Consider the following 18,018-nt stretch of genomic DNA (forward strand, 5'->3'; position numbering starts at 1 on the left):
CAAATTTGACATATGAAACCACCAATTGCTGACAAACAAAACCATAACAATGATTATTACCATTGGCTACGTGATCCTAAATGGTCAGATGTACAAGATAATAAAATTCTAGATCATTTAAAAGCTGAGAATGAATATACTGAGCATTTTTTTGCCGATTTACAAAATGATAAGGAAAAGATTTTTGAAGAATTAAAAGGACGGATTAAGCTAGATGATACATCCACATACACTAAGAAAAATGATTATTACTATTACCATCGAGTAGAAGCAAATAAAAACTATCCAATATATTGCCGAAAACATCAAAATATGGATGCCCGTGAAGAAATAATATTAGATGTTAATCTTTTAAATACCGGCTTTACTGATGTTGGTGAAGTTGCAATGTCACCTGATCAAAATTTAATGGCTTATAGTGTTAATTTCACCGGCAGCGAAAAATATGACATCAAAATATATGATCTTAAAGAACAAAAATATTTAGCTGATATAGTCAAAGAAGTAGCCCCTACTATAATCTGGCATGAGAAATTAAACGGCTTTTTCTATATTACTATTAATGAAAATCAACGCTGGGATAAAGTAATGTTTCATCGTTTAGGCGAGGACGCAACAAACGACAAGCTTATATTTGAAGTAAAGAACTCCGCTCACTTTGTTAGCGGTGAGAAATCTAGTAGCCGCAAATATTTATTTATCAATTCAGGCGATCATAATGAAAATGAAATTTATGCTATTTCTATGCATGATGAGAGTTTTACGCCAAAATTAGTACGACCTCTAGAGAGTCATATATTTTATGACGTAGCTCATCATGGGGATTATTTTTATATCAAAACTAATTATAAAGCTAAAAACTTCCGTATAGTCAAAGTTCCGGTAGATAACTTCCAAAATGATGATTGGCATAATGATTATATTAAGGAAGAGCAAGATAAATATTTGAAAGATTTTGATATAACAGAAAATTATCTTATTTTAAATTATCGTGATAATGGCTTACCACTTGTCAAAATAAAACGATTTAGCGACTCTTTAGAGAAAATTGTTGCTTTCCCCGACGAAAGCTTCCAAACAAACGGCTATTCTACTAATTTCGATGAAGACGATATACGCTTAAACTACTCTTCTCTTGCAAGACCGAGTACCACTTACAATTACGATTTTGATAGCGATAAGCTAACGATATTGAAAGAGCAGCAAATACCATCCGGCTTTAATCCTGATGAGTATAAAGTAGAACGAATATTTGCAGATAATGAGGGCGTTAAAATTCCCATCACCCTCTTTTATAAAAAATCTCTATTCAAAAAAGACGGCTCAAATCCTTTATATTTAATGGGTTATGGAGCTTATGGTATCGCAATGCCGGTAAACTTTAGAAATATGGCAGTAACACTTAGCGATCGCGGTTTTGTTTACGCAGTTGCTTATATTAGAGGTGGCGATGATCTTGGGCATGATTGGTATAAGGCTGCTAAATTCTTAAATAAAAAAAGAACTTTTGAAGATTTTATAGTTTGCTCAGAAACTTTAATTAAAGAAAAATATACAAGTGCGAATAATATAGTAATAATGGGTGGTAGTGCCGGCGGTATGTTAATCGGCTATGTTCTTAATGAAAAACCTGAACTCTATAAAGTAGCCGTCGCACACGTGCCATTTGTCGATGTCCTTAATACCATGCTTGATGAGACTCTGCCATTAACTCTTTTAGAATATAATGAATGGGGTAATCCAAAGGAAAAAGAATATTTTGACTATATCAAATCCTATTCGCCTTATGATAACGTGAAACCGCAAAGCTACCCTGCTCTATTTGTTACTTGCGGTATATCAGACCCACGTGTAGGGTATTGGGAACCGGCAAAATGGGTAGCAAAATTACGTGAGTACAAAACTGATAATAACCCCTTATTGTTAAAAACAAATATGGATACGGGGCATAAAGGTTCTGCCGGTCGTTTCGACTATCTTAAAGAAACAGCTGAAGAGTTAGTATTTATTTTTAAGATGTTTAATGTAGGGGTTTAGTAGGATTTATGTCATTCCCGCGGAGGCATTGCCCGCGTAGATCGAGAGTCATCATTGCGAGCGAATGAAATGAGCGTGGCAATCCAGAAAAAATAATAAAAAATGCTATAAATTAGCATTTTTTAACTGGATTGCTTCGTCAATTACTTCGTAATTTCCTCGCAATGACGGAAAAACTGATCCACACCACCACCATGGCATGACACTATATAGGGTTAAACATGTTTGACGATAAACTTAGTAAAGATTTATTACTATCTGCTAGAGCTAATAATAATTTAGCTATAATAAGAATATTAGATGACACAACCAATATAATTAACCCAAATTTGCAAGATGAATTTGGAAGAACAGCATTACATTGGGCAGTAATAAATTTAAATCCTCTTATAACTTGCTATATACTTAAAATCGAAAAAGTAAATGTTAATATTCAAGACAATACTGGCTTTACTGTTCTACATTATCTTGCTAAAACAATAAATAAGCTTAAATTTACCACTATCAATGGTTCTTTTTATAAAAGCAACAATTATAGCATTTTAAAAACTTTGTTTGAATATGGTATTGATGTTAATATCCAAGATAATAAAGGTAATACTGCTTTACATTATGCAATATGTAAAAATAATTTCTTTTTTATAGAAGAATTATTATCTAATAATGCTAGTCCTTTTATTTTAAATAAAGCAGGTTTTTCTATCTTATATAAATTAAATACAAAAAATTGTAATTTTAAAGATAAAATTATAGGATCTTTACATTCTAAATACCCTGAATCAATTGAACTTGGACTAGTTGATAACAAAATTATTATTTATGATATACATAATTACTTTATAATTTACCTTATTTTATGTATGAACATAATATTTTGATACTAGGAAATGATGCATAAAAATTATTTTGAACAAATAAAAAGATTACCACTTACTTTAATCCTACTCATTAGCCTAATTTGTTCTATTGGGTTTATTGTTCTTTATTCTGCTGCAAATAGCAATCTGCAACCTTGGGCACTTAAACAAATTGTGAATTTTTGTATATTCATGCCTATAGCTATAATCATTGCTTTAATTGATTTACGGATTATCTTTAGATTATCTTATATTTTCTATTTTTGCGTACTCGCTTTATTAGTTGCCGTAGAGCTTTTTGGCTCAACAGCAATGGGCGGAAAAAGATGGATAGATATTGGGATAGTAAAGCTTCAACCTTCCGAGCCGATAAAAATTGCCATAGTATTGATGTTAGCCCGATATTTTCACTCACTAACAGTGGATGATCTAAGTAAACTTCATAAAGTAATTATACCAATTATAGGAGTATTAGTTCCAGCTTTTTTAATAATTAGAGAACCGGATCTTGGTACAGGTATGATTACTTTAATTGTCTCTAGCATTATATTTTTTGCAGTAGGTTTTAGAATAAAATATTTTATAATACTTGGAGTTACAGCCCTTGTTAGCTTACCTATCGCTTGGAATATGTTGTATGATTACCAAAAAAAACGTGTGATGGTTTTTTTAGATCCGGAACGTGATCCGCTAGGAGCTAGCTATAATATTATACAATCTAAAATCGCTATAGGCTCAGGGGGCTTTTTTGGGCTTGGATTAAATCAAGGTAGTCAAAGTCATTTAGATTTCTTGCCTGAACATCAAACCGATTTTATTTTTGCCACTTTTGCCGAAGAGTTCGGCTTTTTAGGCGGTATGTTTTTACTTGTGTTATATTTCTCACTTATAACTCTTTCCTTATTAATTGGCGTCAATTGCCGCACTGTTTTTAGCAAATTAATGGTCATAGGTATAACTGCCACGCTATTTAGTCACGTATTTATCAATATGGCTATGGTCATGGGATTAGTACCTGTAGTAGGAGTGCCACTGCCATTTATTTCTTATGGCGGTACAATGATGGCATCAATGTTGATGGGCTTTGGATTGGTTATGAACGCTCAAGTAAATGGGCATACTAACTTAACGAATATATGAGAGTTTAGTTTGACTATTATAACGAGCATATTATAATAGTCATGACCAAATCAACATACTCGTTATAATGGTCACAAATATTATTTTTTATAACCACTTTTTCTTCTTAAAATATTTATAGGTAACGGCTATAGATATGACCATTAAAAACAAGGCTATAGGGTAGCCGTAAGGCGATTGAAGCTCAGGCATCACAGTGAAATTCATGCCGTAAATACTGGCTATTAAAGTAGGTGGCAAGAAAAATATAGTCACTAATGAGAAAAGCTTAACCATATTATTCTGCTCAATAGCAATCATACCTAACGCTGCGTCTAAAGTTCTTGCAATCTCACTAGATATAAATTGTGAAAAGTTAATTATTGAATCCACATCACGAAGTAAAGTATCTAACAAATCTTTAGACGCTTTATTTTGACTTATTTGCGGAGATTTTAAGATATATTGAATAACCATAGTAAGGGAAAACAAACATTCACGACTTTTTGAAAGTAAATCACCTTTCTGTCCTATTTTTTTTAGTATTCTTTTATGATCTATTCGTAAATCATTTAAATTATTATCAAGTATTAAACGCCCATAATCATCAATATCCATACTAACAGATTGCACAACATTTGATAAGCCTGTTACCATATTACGAAGTAACATAAAAAACATATGCTCTGCTGTATATTTATAATTCAACTGTTTAGCAAATTTATTAATACAATCATTGAAAGAGGTTAACTCTACATAACGAACAGTTATTAAATAAGATTTATGTAAGATAAATACTATAGAATGTGTTTCTGGAAATTTCTTCTCTTTATTAATAAGTTCTGTAATAGTTAAATATAACGCATCATTTTCCGTATATAATCTTTCTGAAATTTCAATTTGTGATATATCTTTTAATGTTGATATATCTATATTTAATGAATTCTTTATCTCTTCTCTTTCTTCATTTGTAATATTAAATAAATCAATCCATAAAGTTGATTCATTAACAATATACTCTTCTTTTTTTACTATAGCATTATTTTCTTTTAAATATGTGGTAATCATAACCTTAAGTAACAAATTTTATTATCAAGATTAGCAAAATTCTATTTTTAAAGCAACTTAAAGCTATTATTCATGGCTACTCTCTTCTTTTACTATAGTAAAAAATATCAAAAAGTTTTGTAAAATATTCTCTCTAATTCCTCTAAACGTTGTTCTATTTTTTCAAAATTTTTTTCTGCTGTAGGATTTTCTAATAAATACGCAACTTCATCTTTTAGAATATTTACTTCTTTTTCAATGAATTCTAAAGTAATATTACGAATGTTTTTTTGATTTTGATTTGACATTTGATGGACTCCCGATTAATAAACCACCAACGAATAAACCTTTGGTGGCCGGGGAGTTAGCAAAACCGTAACGACAGTTTACAATAGCCTTTAGGTTTAAAGTATACACTTTAAACCCTGGACATAGCTATTGACACCCCGACCGTAATAAAGCCGAGGATAGTATCATTTAATGGTAGATACCCACCACGTTACAAGAGATTGCTAAATCCCAAAATAGCCTTATAGCTATTTCAATTACAATTTATACTTAACTCCTTAAAAAAGTCAATTAACAATTAAGTTTTATTATTTTTCTTATATTTTACTAAAAACCATTAGTTGTTTTTTATTATTACTATTTTTATTTTTAATATTAGTTGTAAAATTTATTTAGAATATTTATAATTCAAAAAAATTAATATGAAATGCAATGAATAATAACGATGAACTTAATAAGTTAGTAGCTTTTAAAGATAAAAATATTAGAAGAATTTTACATAATAACGAATGGTGGTTTTCTGTAATTGATGTAGTGGGAGCATTAACTGATAGTGCTGATGCCGGTGCATATTGGCGTAAGCTTAAACAGAGGCTAATTGAAGAAAAAAGCGAAGTCGTGACATTTTGTCACGAGTTGAAATTGAAAGCACCTGATGGCAAAATGAGGCTAACAGATTGTGCAAATACCGAATCATTACTGCGTATTATACAATCTATTCCTTCGCCAAAAGCAGAACCATTCAAAAGATGGCTTGCTAAAGTAGGTTACGAAAGAATTCAAGAGATCTCTGATCCAGAAAAATCTGTTGATAGAGCGAGGGAAAATTGGAAACGACATGGTCGTAGTGAAAAGTGGATTCAGCAACGTATGATGGGTCAGGAAACACGTAACAAATTAACTGATTACTGGAAAAATCATGAGGTAACAAAAGAGAATGAATTTGCAATATTAACTAATATTATTCATCAAGAGTGGGCAGATATAAGTGTTAAAGAGCATAAGAATATAAAAAGTTTAAAAAATCAAAATTTACGTGATCACATGAATGAGGCAGAATTAATTTTTACTGCTCTTGCTGAGTTATCTACCCGTCAAATAGCCGAATCTAATAATGCAACAGGGATGGAAGAAAATAAGGCTGCAAGTAAGATAGGTGGAGGTATAGCTAAAAACGCTAGAGTTGCTTTGGAAAATAAAACCGGTAAGAAAGTGATTTCAACAGAAAACTATTTATTACCTGAAAGCAAAAAAATGAAAGAGCTTAGTTCACAAGACAAATAATTTTCTTGAATAAATTGTAAACCTTACTAGGCTCTGTACACCTTTATAAAAAGATTTAATTTTGGTTATTTTTTGCTGCAAATTTAAGATTTTTTTGAAATATGAATAACATCCTATCAAAAATCTTATTAATTTTCGCTAAAAAATACCTCAAAATAGAAAATCAATTACAAAAGTGTACAGAACCTAAATGCGAATAGCGAATTATTACATAATCCGCTATTCGATTAGAAATATTATTGATATATACCACAATCCCCTAAAAATTCTGGTTTATCATATTGATGCTCTTCATATTTACTCTTTATCTCTAATAATTCCGTCCATGTAGTTTTTATTTCCGGCAATTCAGTAGGAAGATTTTTTGATATTTCATTTAAAGAATTTTGATCTTGTGAAGATAGCGGAAACTTTTGTATATTTTTGATTAAATTACAAAGCCCATCAGCCCATAAATCTTCTGATACATTATCAGTTTTGGTAATTTTATTATACAAAGATTTAAGATATGGAAATACCATTTTACAAGTATTTAAAGTTGTGGAAATAAATTGTAAATTATTAAGCCCTTTATTTATATCTACTATTTCCTTACTTACATCAACTATGGAAGATATATCGCTAGTTATTATAGCTACTGCTCCACCACTAGCAATTGTAAGCTTTGTACCGGAATCCTTAGGCAGTTTAGAATATATGGCACTACCTATAGTATAAGCAGAAAAAGCAAGCTGGGTTAAGGGGTTAACAGCAGCTAAACCTACTATAGCTACTTTACCGGCAGTAATAGCTCTATTCATACTACTCTTATCTTCCATATAATCTTTAATAGAAGAAATAATAGATGGAATTAAATGAATAGGTAAATTATATAAGTTAACCGACGGAAGTAGTGAAGCTACATAAACTACTGTACCAGTAATAGGTATAATAACTTTTAGGCTTGGGTTATCGTTACCTAAAAAGCCAAACGTATTTTTTATTATTTCGCAACTATTACCTATTTGTATTACAGTACTAGCATTTTGATTTAATACATTAATATGCTTATTGCTATCATAAGGCAAAGATAATATTTCCGCTAAATTTTTGGGTTTTTTACAAACTCTAGCCCAAATAGGTAATTCTTTAATATGCGTATTATGATAAACATTAGCACACTTACCAAAGCTATGACTACGAATAACCATATTTACTTCATTTTGCCCATCAATATTGCTTACTATATGCTGCTTAAAAGGGCTATCTACATCAGGACATCCTTGATAAAAATTATATTGCTTCCAACCATTATCTTCTGGCATAATAAAAGAATTAGATAAAGAGGCTATATTGTTCTCATTAAGTGATACATATTTTTCACCAACAAAAATATTATTTTGAGGCTGTTGCTCGGACTCGTAAATATTGGCAATACTATTTATCCCTTCTCTTATCGATCCTATTATATTATTAATAAACGAGGTACTTCTACTAGCAGCTGAGGTTAAAAATTCTGCATGATAACTAGCTTCATCTATATTAAATTCTGTTTTATGGTAATTATTGTGTCTTATATGGTGTGCAGTTTGAGGTATAGTATTATCTACTTCTTGAATTAGGTTATCTATGAATTCCATTACAGATGTAGAGCTGAATGGAATTTGTTCTATAACTTCTCTATATTCTGCTACTTTTTCTTTAGAGATAGGTTTAAGCGATAAGCTTTCATGTAAGATAAATTTATATTGGCTTAATAATTTATCATTAATACAATCTTTTAATTTTATTAGATCATTTGGAATGAGATTATAATTTTGTAAATATTGCATTTGCTCTAATAACGAAGCAAAACCTAAAGCTTTAGCAGTAGAAACATCTTTAATATTTTCTAATGCTATTAAATATTTTAATTCATTTATATCTAAACAATTTGCTTTATTACCAAGCTTATTTATATTTATATATGCCTCATACATCATTCCAGCTTGTAATAATTGAAATTGGAACGAATAATCGCTATTATGATAAATAATTATTGGTTCTAATAACCCTTCTAATCCCCAAAATTCAAATATATCAATATGTGAGGCATAAGTGTCGGAATATACTTTTGATATAATAAGTTCGTAACCATTTACATGTTTTAAAACCATATCTTCACTTTGTCTCTCAACTGTTATATCTTTTGGGTTAATATTCCAGAATCTCACTATTCCAATTTTTTTATTCTCTTCTGGAGTTGGATGCGAATCAGTATATATATCTTCTATATTATGAAATATTTCCTCATCATGAGTAAAATCAAAATTATATACTGTAAATATATCAGAACTATTTAGGTTTTTATAATCTATAGCTTTGTTATATTTATAGAGCTTAAAATTTTTCCATGATTTATGGTCAGAGTAAAAATCTTTTAACACTATACTTGCTTGTAAATCGATAATTTTATTAGTAGTTAAAAATATTAAATCATAATCTTTACGATATATTTCATAATTAGTGTCTTCAATAACTGCTAATTTTGTATCGGATGATACTAAAAATACGTTTTTAGTATTACTTGCTCTATAGAAAGGGGCTAATATTAACCCTGTTTTTGGAGTATTAAATGGAATAAATCCGTTATATTCTTCATCTAATAACATTAAATGCTGATATTCTGCTCCTTTAAAATAGTCTAAAACATCAACAATCTTAATACTATTTTTCTCTTGATTTGTTATTTTTAATTTTAAACTATTGCTTATATTAGCTATTTCCATACTACTTATACTATAAGGTATATACAGCACATCTAATTCTTGGTCGGTTGCTTTGTTATTAATATAAAATTTAGAATACCATAATAAAAATTCTGCTATATATATATCGCCTTTCTCATTACCCTGAACGTAAATTACCTGCTTGTTTAAACTTATAATATCTTTCCCGTCAGAACCTAAAATTATATTCTTCTTATTATCACTATCAAGCTGTAATATTTTGTTATAATCTTCTATATCAGGAGAGAAAAACGGTATTTCCATTACTGTTAGAATTTTATACCCTTCCTTAGAGCTAGTAATTTTCTTTAAATATTTTTGGTATTGTGATAGATTTTGTAATTCTTGCACTATACGCTTATCATCTTGATTTGGATAACGTGCATTTAACTCAAAACGATTAACTATTTCATTATCAGATAATTTAGGAACAACATGAGTACCATATTTATCGAATAATATATAATTATTATTTTGATAATTTTTAAGTTTTAAAGTAAAAACCTTATTACTGCTCCAAGGACTGATATCAAAATATAAGATATCATCTTCCTTAGAATAATAGATTTTCTGACAATCTTTATAATAATACGATATCAGGAAACGTAACTGTTACATTTCCTTTTACATCAATTTCTGATTTTGTATTATAATTACCAAATCCGTTAGTTTTAATATAAAAAAGATATTTTCCCACCTCTCCTGAAACGTTAGTATTTGGATAAACTACAACATCATTACAATTCTTTATTTTATCAGGATAAAATGGATTATTAGCACCGCCTGTATTAACTAATATAGGACTTTGAAGTTTGGATTTTGAAGCTACGTCTTCAGTATTACAAATAACAGTATCAGTATTATTTCTACTTCCATATATATTTATTTTTATCTTTTCATCTATTTGTTCTGCCCATATTGTAGATTTTTCATTAGCAAACCTTATATTCATCAAGCCGGATATCGGTACTGTAGAATTCCAAGAAATTTTAATATCTTCATTTGACAATTTCGAGGTATCTATAATATTAGTTGAGTTATATGCAAATTTAATTCTACCTGTAAAATTTTTTCCTAAAAAAACAAAATGATTAGTAATATTTTCACCACCTCTTAATGCACTATTACTTTCATGAATATAAAAAATATTATTCCACTTATTACTACCGATAATATAGCCTGAGTTTATATATCCTAAATCATAAATAATGCTTGGGTTTTTAGAAAAACTATTTGCTTGCGACTGAATTACTACAGCATTTTCACAATAATATTTACTATCTTCTGAATTATTACTTTCTTCTGAATATTCATAATTATTGTTTGTTTTCTTTGGTAAACAAATAATATCAGTTTGTGGAAGCTTTTTAGGTAAGAATCTCGATAAGCTATATTTTTTATTATGAGGTTTACTCATATCAATTACGGAGGAAGAAGAACAAAGCTTAGTATTTGTTTCTTCAACTTCTACCTCTCTATAATTTTTGCTTATAAGATTTGGTTTAACAAGCGGTCCTGGTGTAACAGTTTTTTTAACTTTAACTGTCTCTAAAAATATTTCACCTAACCCAAATCCATAAGCTACGATATCAGTATTATTGGATAAAGCTCGGAAATTTGCGAATGCTTGCTCTGTCAATTTATCTATATATTCTTTACGAGCAGCTAATTCTGTTATATCCTTATGCATTGGATATGATAAAAAACTACGCCAAAAAATACTCCAATTTTCATTATGAGTTGTGTCGTACTTTTCTTCATATTCTATAATATTACTAACACCGTTATATATACCCTGCCCAATCATTAATACAGTACCGACTACAATACCTGCGATAGGATTAGCAATAAAAACTATACCACTTATAAAAGATATAGATGAAAAAGTTATGGAAGCTATAGAGTCTCTTATTTCTTTATCACTACATTTATTATCTATTGTTGATAGACACTCGTTTAATTTTACTGATGCTAGGGTTATATCTACAATATCAAATACTCCTGCTATAGCACCAGCAGCACCTTTTGCAAATTTTACAGCATATTTTCCTGCTCCTACTTTAATTATAAATTCCGGTTTTATAGATTTGAAACGGCTGAATTTACTTGCAATATTACCAGCATTGTTTAGGGATTTAACAGTATATTTAATTGCTATATTTTCTATAGGTTGCGATAAGAATGAGTAGCTAAATCCCGCCAAACCCAACATACATTCTTTAGTTGCATCATCTTGGACGCATGTTTGGCTAATACTATGCAGAGAGTTTATTAATTGTATATGACCTGCTGCATTTAATAATTTATTTCCTAAAGCCTTTCCATACTGCTTACTATGCATATTAGGCATAATTTCTTGAATATGTACGCTTTCTAAATATTTATCATACCCACCATACTGCCCTATTTGATATTTTAATTGATCATAGTCTTTCCCTGTTACTATTTGTATTTTGGAATTTTCTAATAAAGAAAATTGTTCAATTGCTTGTAAGCTAAATTTATTTTGGCTTATATCTAAGATAGGTAATTTATTTAAATTGATTAATGATGAGGCATCTTTAATATCCAATTTATTATTACGAATACTTAATTCTTTTAAATTCGGAAAATTCCCTGAATATAATATTGCTTCAAGACCATTTATTCCTATGTTGTTATTATCAAGGATAAGTGTTTTAACTTTATTAAGATTTATCTTTGTTAATTTTTTTATATCTTTATTTTGGAAATTATAGCCTGATAAATCTAAAATTTCTTTTTCTGAAAAGTTTTTTATACCTGGCACTTTACCTTTCAATAACTCTTGATAATCTGTGCTAATTTGATGGGGCTTTAGCTTTAATTGATTAATTGCATTTTCGGGTAAAGGCTTTGTTAATACATAACAATTATAGTGAGGATTAATACTATTAACTGAAAAGAATTGTTCAATAAAACTACTTAATTCCGGATATGTTAGATCAGCCTTAAGCGTAAATATTTCATTATAATTTATGGATTTGCTATATAATTTATATTGATTATTTTCTTTAAACAATAATATAGTATGCTCTCCATTACTGTATAATGCAGGTAATTGTTTAGGGAAATCCTTTTTACTTATTGCTTTTAAACTATTGTCATCTATATATTTCTTTCTAAAATTAGAGGCTTTTCTTAATAATAAATCAAGTTTTCTTTGCTCAACCTTACTATAGTTTTCTTTTGTTTCATCTAGCAGCTTACTAAGATTTGTCATATATTTTAAGTTACGACCTTGCTTGGTTGCTACTATAAAAGCATAATCTAAATACTGATTAATAATATGTTCATTATCAGGTAAGGGTTGATATAGAGGTTTAACGTTTTTACAAGGGTCAACAGAACGTTTTTGTTTGCTACCACAAGCTGCAACTGTCTTAGTTGTTATTTTTTCAAGAGAATCAGTAAGTGAGTCTATATCTTTTGGGTGTAATTCATTATAGGCATCAATAGCCCCTTCAATTGCTTCGCCTATATCTTTTTTAAAATCACTTAATTTATTTAATAAGTCCTCAGCTTCCGGTAATGGAGCTAATTCTTTTATAAAATAATCTACCCGTTCTTGTAATTCATTTAGATATTTAGACTCTAATATAGATTTCCATACTTTAGGATTTTTACTATTTAATACGTTATCGGATAATTTATACTTCTTTTCTACAGGTAAATTATATGGGCTGGTAGCATAAACAAAAGCTTGCACTTTATCATGATATATTGCTTCAATTTCTGCAGTACACCCCGCACAAGTAGAAGGTGTATACATATTATTAGGTGCTAAACCTATATTTATTTTTAATATTTCTGATGATTTATTTTTTATAGTTTTTGTTATCTAAGATATCCCATACATTTCAACATGCGGAAGGTTCTTAGTACTTGGTAATATTTTAATGTCCTTATTAACATCATATTTTTGTACTAATTTTTTTGTATATTCAGTAGGAGTAAATATATTTCTATCGTTATCACACCATATTACAAATTTTTTGAATCTATCTAATATATCTGTATCATCTAAGGTTTGAGATAACACAAATTTATCTATTAGTTCTTGAACCTCTTTGATTTTTACATCATCCTCATTACTGGCAATGAAAAATCTTTTATAATCATTTAGTAATTTATTTATATATGGATGCTTTGTCTTATATAAATGTTCATATAAATTATATTTACTAGTCGGATTAGGATCTTCATGATAATTCGAAAATAATTTATAAGATTCTTTGAAATTCTTTTCATCAATTTTATCAGATGGAGAAATTAATATTTTTGAATTACCTTTATCAGTATATTCGAGTACAGCACTATAGGGTCTAGTGGTAGCAATTATTGCTAATTGATTTAAAGCTTTTATATGTTCTAAATGTTCCGGAGATATATTATTATTAATTTCTGGATTTGGGCTAGTAGCTAGTCTATATATATTATCTTTAAGTATTTCCATAGCTTGACTTAGCATGGTATTTATTTTTAAATCTTTGTAATCTTTAAAATATTTTTTTAAAACTTTTAGTGGTTGTTGAGATTGTTTTGATGGACTTGGCATAATTATGCTTTTTCAATTTTTGGTTGAACTTTTATAAAATACCTAACCTAGCTGGGATTATGTAGATTCCATGTTATCTAGTTGTTTGTTCAGCTTTGTTGCATGACTCGGGAAACGTCATTGCGAATGAACGAAGTGAGTGCAGCAATCTAGAAAAAATAATAAAAAATGCTAATTTATAGCATTTTTAAACTGGATTGCTTAGTCAAAACTTACAGTTTTTCCTCGCAATGACGGGAAAATTGAGCCATACAACAAAGCCCGTAAGGCTTGCCTGCGTAGATCAATTTTCTAGTTGTCATCCCGCGAGCTTGTAGCGGGATCCAGTTAAAAATACTAATAAAATTAGTATTTTTTATTATTTTCTGGATCTAGTTTCCAAGCCACGGCATGACCCAAGGCGTTTTTTGATCCACGCAACAAAGCCTGCCCAAATAACATCCACTATACAGCTAAAGTTAGATTTGATTATTTTTAGGAATTAGTAAGAGATATCATATATTTCATCTTCTCCGCCAATTAGATACGTAGCTGTTGCAGTAGTATCAGTATTTGCAACATTAGGAGGAACTACGGCACTTGGGGTTGCATCATTAGTAACTTCTCAAGGTTTTAGTTGGCGTGCCGTTTTTTGGATAGGAGCGGCAATAGCACTTGTAGGTACAACAGCTAGAAAGAGTCTTCGAGAAACTCCAGAATTTGCAGACGCTAAACGTCAATTAAAAAAAACCTTAGAAATTGCAAATCAAGATTTATCTATTATAAAAAATAATCCTATAATAAGTGCTAAACTTTTAAACAAAAATTTTCTAGCATATTTTTTAATAGAATGTTGTTGACCAGTAATGTTTTACTTTATATATGTTTATTGTGGTGAAGTATTAGAGCGTGTTTTTAATTATACCCCAGCACAGGTTATTAATCATAATTTCTTTATTTCATTAGTAAATTTATGTGGCTTTATAATATTAACATTTTTAAGCTATTGGGTTTACCCATTAAAAATCTTAAAAGTAAAATTTTGGGCATTCATAATCTTTACAGTAGCTATTCCTTATTTTTTAAGTCATATGACAAGCCCTACCGAATTGTTTATCCTACAGAGCATAGTTATTTTATTTGTCTCAGATAGTATGCCTGCGGCTCCAATTTTTTATAAACATTTTCCAGTTTTTAAACGCTTTACTTCAGCTACTCTTACATATGCTTTATCAAGAGCTATAATGTATGTAGTAGTGTCCTTTGGTCTTGTTTATTTAACTATGTTTTTAAATTATTGGGGACTATTTATTGTTTTTGCTTTAGTAGCAACTGGTTTTGCAATTGGTTTATCTCATTTTGAAAAGGTAGAAAAAGAAGCTGGGAATTATCCTCTATAAATAATTCTTTTTGTTGGTTTTGTATTGATAAATGTGTATAGCATAGTTGGATTAATTTCTGTACTAGTGTAGGTATTTCTAAGTGCATACTAATTGTTATAAATACATTTAAACTTTCTGTTATAATTTTTTTAATTTTTTCAGGTGATTTTGCTCCAAGAGTTTGTAGATTATGGATACGATCAAAAAGTTTTATTAATGCTGTATCGTATCTTTTTTGTTTAACTAATAAGTTTAAGCTTTCTGCGGCTGTAATTTTACCATCAAGTTTAACTCTGGTTAAGCCCTCAACGTGTCGTGCAACTTCTTCCCCAAAGATTTCAGCAATCATTTCTTTCGTAAGTTCTGTATCTTCAATAGTATCATGAAGTAGTGCTGCTTGTATCATTACAGCATTGTAAAGCTTAGGTACTTCCATTGCTGTAAACTCTGCAAGCATAATTGCCACTTCGATTGGGTGAGAATAATAAGGATCACCTGACTTACGCATTTGTAAGCCATGATACTTTCGGGCATAATAAATACCCTTTTTGACTTCGAGGATATCTATAGGGTTATTCACTCTGGTATTTAAATATTCGAGTTTATCAAGTAGTTTTTTAGCATAAACACAGCTTTCAAACTTTTCTTTCCAACGGCTTAAATCTTCCATAAAAGTTACATTTAAATTTATTAAAGAATTTTTTATAACAGTTTCTACTTAAAATTAAAAGTGAGAAATTGCAATAATAAATATTTTTTAAACTTTGTGTGGCAAAAATAAACTAGCTTATATACCTTAATATGACTAACAAAATAATAATTAACAAAAAGAATTTTTATTAAAAACTAGCGATGCAACTAATAATTGTATTTATATTAAACTTCAAACTTTAATCAATTTATAGCTATAGTTAAACTTTCCTTAAGTGAAAAAATAGTCGGCGGTAATTCTACTACCTATAAACGCCATTTTTGGTTTAAGAAAAATTTTATTATTTATCTAGTCCTTTGTCACTAATTCTAGCCTACTAAACCAAGCTATATCAACCATTTTATCACAAAAATATATTAAATACTCCCTAACTTTATGCCATATATCGTCAAATCCAATTAGTGCCGTTTCAATGTAACTTTCAACACTTACTTCTTGCTCTTGTTTTACAATTAATTTATCGTTGTTAAAATATATTTCTATTTTTTCTGTTTTATGGTCATATTCAAAGCTAAAATCTTCACTATTAGCCGTAACAGTGTCACGTTTTTCATTTATTAAAGCTTTAGCCATATAATTTAACAATTTTTCTTTTGTGCTAAACGATTATTAGGCTTGTTATAAGTAAGTTTTAATAATAATTTATTCATAAATCTTAAGTTAAAATCACAACCTGACCTTGATTTTAGCCATTTGACATCTTCCTCGATCAATGGGTAAAATTCTTCTGTTTCTTCATAACACCTGAAGAATTAGCATGATTTATTACCTTTGGCTCTAAACTTTCATTTTTACTTTTAGAAATTAGCGTGTTACCCAAATCGTTGATATTTTCGTTACTTAAATTTTCTTTATTAAAAATATCATTTTCAAAATCAGCTTCTTCATATCTAGATTTATTATTATCTATTATATTGTGTAGGTGAAATTTTTTAATAGTACCGGACAGTTTTTATTCTATGTCATCCCGCAACTCGATTGCGGGATCTTAGGATACAGTCTGTGACACAAGATCCCACGGACAAGCCGGCGTTGTTGCATGACTCTAATGTTATTCCCGCGGAGGCTTTATTGCATGGATACCAAATCGTCATTGCGAATGAGCGAAGCGAGTGCGGCAATCCAAGAAAAACAATAAAAAATGCTATAAATTAGCATTTTTTAGCTGGATTGCGTACGTACAATTACTTCGTAATTTCCTTAGCTCAGACGGAAAAACCGATCCACGCAACAAATTCTTCCCGCAGAAGCGGGAATCCTCAGCATAAAGCGAGATACCTAAGCTTTTAATTTTAAAAACTTGCTGCTTTTATGTTTATTTTCTAGATTCCCGCCGTTGCTAAGAATGATATATAAGGTCACCTACACCTGAATAAAATATAACATTTTTTTTATAACTGTCCGGTATTATTGAAATTTTTTCGGGTAGGGTACAAAATTTTTTACAAGCTTAATACTTAAAATATTACGATACTTAGTAGATTGTTCAGTCATATTAATTAAAGCAACTTTAATAGCCACTTTTCTCAAGCTCTACTAAACACTGTCTCACACGACGCTAAGAAAGATATAATATCTTTTCAAAGAAATAATAAGTTTCCTGTAATTAATTTGATAAACTTATACCATTACTATTTATTTCTTCAGCTTTATCTTCTATGTAGGCATTCGTGAAACCACAAGTGATAAAATTTGCCTTGCGGTTTTACTTAAAACTTTTCCATTCAGGCGGTATAAAATTCCCTACTATATCGTAAAAAATTGTATCGTTGGAAGACTCTGATAAAGAAAAAGGAACAACTATTTTATTCATAGTTCCTCCATTTTATTGAGGGAAAACCAGCATAAAGCCAGCATATAAAAAATATATATAAGGTAAGGATGTGTTAGAAAGCTGATTATAATATGGTGGGCGATGACAGACTCGAACTGCCGACCCTCTCGGTGTAAACGAGATGCTCTACCAACTGAGCTAATCGCCCTATATTAT

At 29.6% G+C, this 18,018-nt stretch carries 12 protein-coding genes, 1 tRNA gene and 1 pseudogene; 6 read left to right on the forward strand and 8 right to left on the reverse strand.

All coding sequences use genetic code 11. The features are described from left to right. Positions 1 to 12: 12 nt before the first annotated feature. From AAHF54_RS05380 to rodA, 3 genes and pseudogenes are all read left to right on the forward strand, one after another. Positions 13 to 2,037, forward strand: a complete 2,025-nt coding sequence (locus AAHF54_RS05380; RefSeq protein ID WP_341788268.1) for a S9 family peptidase — start codon at positions 13 to 15, stop codon at positions 2,035 to 2,037. Positions 2,038 to 2,258: 221 nt separating this feature from the next. Further along, positions 2,259 to 2,935: pseudogene (locus tag AAHF54_RS05385) on the forward strand (ankyrin repeat domain-containing protein). Continuing rightward, on the forward strand, positions 2,928 to 4,034 hold the full coding sequence (gene rodA / locus AAHF54_RS05390) for a rod shape-determining protein RodA (protein WP_016948032.1): 1,107 nt from the start codon (positions 2,928 to 2,930) through the stop codon (positions 4,032 to 4,034). Before AAHF54_RS05385 ends, rodA begins: the two are co-directional and overlap by 8 nt. An 87-nt stretch (positions 4,035 to 4,121) precedes the next feature. Here the strand turns inward: rodA and AAHF54_RS05395 are convergent, their stop codons facing one another. Both AAHF54_RS05395 and AAHF54_RS05400 read right to left on the reverse strand, forming a co-directional pair. Then, a complete protein-coding gene (locus AAHF54_RS05395; RefSeq protein ID WP_342169908.1) occupies positions 4,122 to 5,081 on the reverse strand; it encodes a magnesium transporter CorA family protein in 960 nt (319 codons plus the stop codon). Positions 5,082 to 5,188: 107 nt separating this feature from the next. Beyond that, positions 5,189 to 5,368 (reverse strand): hypothetical protein, encoded by a 180-nt coding sequence (locus tag AAHF54_RS05400; protein WP_341788270.1) that lies wholly within the window; start codon positions 5,366 to 5,368, stop codon positions 5,189 to 5,191. A gap of 412 nt (positions 5,369 to 5,780) precedes the next feature. On the opposite strand from AAHF54_RS05400, the gene AAHF54_RS05405 reads away from it, so the two are divergent. Further along, a complete protein-coding gene (locus tag AAHF54_RS05405; RefSeq protein WP_341788271.1) occupies positions 5,781 to 6,632 on the forward strand; it encodes a Bro-N domain-containing protein in 852 nt (283 codons plus the stop codon). Between the two features lie 236 nt (positions 6,633 to 6,868). On the opposite strand, the gene AAHF54_RS05410 is transcribed toward AAHF54_RS05405, so the two are convergent. The 3 genes from AAHF54_RS05410 to AAHF54_RS05420 all read right to left on the reverse strand — a co-directional run bounded on the left by AAHF54_RS05410 (position 6,869) and on the right by AAHF54_RS05420 (position 13,955). Beyond that, positions 6,869 to 9,730 carry a hypothetical protein gene (locus tag AAHF54_RS05410; protein WP_342169909.1) on the reverse strand — a complete coding sequence of 954 codons (2,862 nt, stop codon included), beginning with the start codon at positions 9,728 to 9,730 and terminating at the stop codon, positions 6,869 to 6,871. 229 nt (positions 9,731 to 9,959) lie between these two features. Further along, the gene (locus tag AAHF54_RS05415; RefSeq protein ID WP_342169910.1) at positions 9,960 to 13,169 is read right to left on the reverse strand and encodes a leucine-rich repeat domain-containing protein; all 3,210 of its coding nucleotides are present in this window, start codon (positions 13,167 to 13,169) and stop codon (positions 9,960 to 9,962) included. A 69-nt stretch (positions 13,170 to 13,238) separates the two neighbouring features. Further along, the gene (locus AAHF54_RS05420) at positions 13,239 to 13,955 is read right to left on the reverse strand and encodes a hypothetical protein (protein WP_341788276.1); all 717 of its coding nucleotides are present in this window, start codon (positions 13,953 to 13,955) and stop codon (positions 13,239 to 13,241) included. Between the two features lie 518 nt (positions 13,956 to 14,473). Here AAHF54_RS05420 and AAHF54_RS07495 point away from each other — a divergent pair. Both AAHF54_RS07495 and AAHF54_RS05425 read left to right on the forward strand, forming a co-directional pair. Next, positions 14,474 to 14,794 carry an MFS transporter gene (locus tag AAHF54_RS07495; protein ID WP_410526176.1) on the forward strand — a complete coding sequence of 107 codons (321 nt, stop codon included), beginning with the start codon at positions 14,474 to 14,476 and terminating at the stop codon, positions 14,792 to 14,794. A gap of 6 nt (positions 14,795 to 14,800) precedes the next feature. Next, entirely contained in the window at positions 14,801 to 15,334 is a 534-nt protein-coding gene (locus AAHF54_RS05425) for a hypothetical protein (protein WP_342169911.1), read from the forward strand. Here AAHF54_RS05425 and AAHF54_RS05430 read toward each other — a convergent pair. The 3 genes from AAHF54_RS05430 to AAHF54_RS05440 form a co-directional block, all read right to left on the reverse strand. Then, the gene (locus AAHF54_RS05430; protein WP_341788278.1) at positions 15,243 to 15,986 is read right to left on the reverse strand and encodes an HD domain-containing protein; all 744 of its coding nucleotides are present in this window, start codon (positions 15,984 to 15,986) and stop codon (positions 15,243 to 15,245) included. The two genes, AAHF54_RS05425 and AAHF54_RS05430, sit on opposite strands and share 92 nt — an antisense overlap. A 330-nt stretch (positions 15,987 to 16,316) precedes the next feature. Continuing rightward, entirely contained in the window at positions 16,317 to 16,601 is a 285-nt protein-coding gene (locus tag AAHF54_RS05435) for a hypothetical protein (protein WP_341788279.1), read from the reverse strand. Positions 16,602 to 17,934: 1,333 nt separating this feature from the next. Continuing rightward, positions 17,935 to 18,010, reverse strand: a tRNA-Val gene (locus AAHF54_RS05440). Between the last annotated feature and the right edge of the window lie 8 nt (positions 18,011 to 18,018).

The sequence above is a fragment of the Rickettsia endosymbiont of Seladonia tumulorum genome (genome assembly GCF_964030815.1).
Classification (GTDB): domain Bacteria; phylum Pseudomonadota; class Alphaproteobacteria; order Rickettsiales; family Rickettsiaceae; genus Rickettsia.

Bases quoted from the DNA above. Each gene is read 5' to 3' on its own strand.
- AAHF54_RS05380 (WP_341788268.1), top strand. From the start codon at position 13: ATGAAACCACCAATTGCTGACAAACAAAACCATAACAATGATTATTAC.
- rodA (WP_016948032.1), top strand. From the start codon at position 2,928: ATGCATAAAAATTATTTTGAACAAATAAAAAGATTACCACTTACTTTA.
- AAHF54_RS05395 (WP_342169908.1), bottom strand. From the start codon at position 5,081: ATGATTACCACATATTTAAAAGAAAATAATGCTATAGTAAAAAAAGAA.
- AAHF54_RS05400 (WP_341788270.1), bottom strand. From the start codon at position 5,368: ATGTCAAATCAAAATCAAAAAAACATTCGTAATATTACTTTAGAATTC.
- AAHF54_RS05405 (WP_341788271.1), top strand. From the start codon at position 5,781: ATGAATAATAACGATGAACTTAATAAGTTAGTAGCTTTTAAAGATAAA.
- AAHF54_RS05415 (WP_342169910.1), bottom strand. From the start codon at position 13,169: ATGTATACACCTTCTACTTGTGCGGGGTGTACTGCAGAAATTGAAGCA.
- AAHF54_RS05420 (WP_341788276.1), bottom strand. From the start codon at position 13,955: ATGCCAAGTCCATCAAAACAATCTCAACAACCACTAAAAGTTTTAAAA.
- AAHF54_RS05425 (WP_342169911.1), top strand. From the start codon at position 14,801: ATGTTTTACTTTATATATGTTTATTGTGGTGAAGTATTAGAGCGTGTT.
- AAHF54_RS05430 (WP_341788278.1), bottom strand. From the start codon at position 15,986: ATGGAAGATTTAAGCCGTTGGAAAGAAAAGTTTGAAAGCTGTGTTTAT.
- AAHF54_RS05435 (WP_341788279.1), bottom strand. From the start codon at position 16,601: ATGGCTAAAGCTTTAATAAATGAAAAACGTGACACTGTTACGGCTAAT.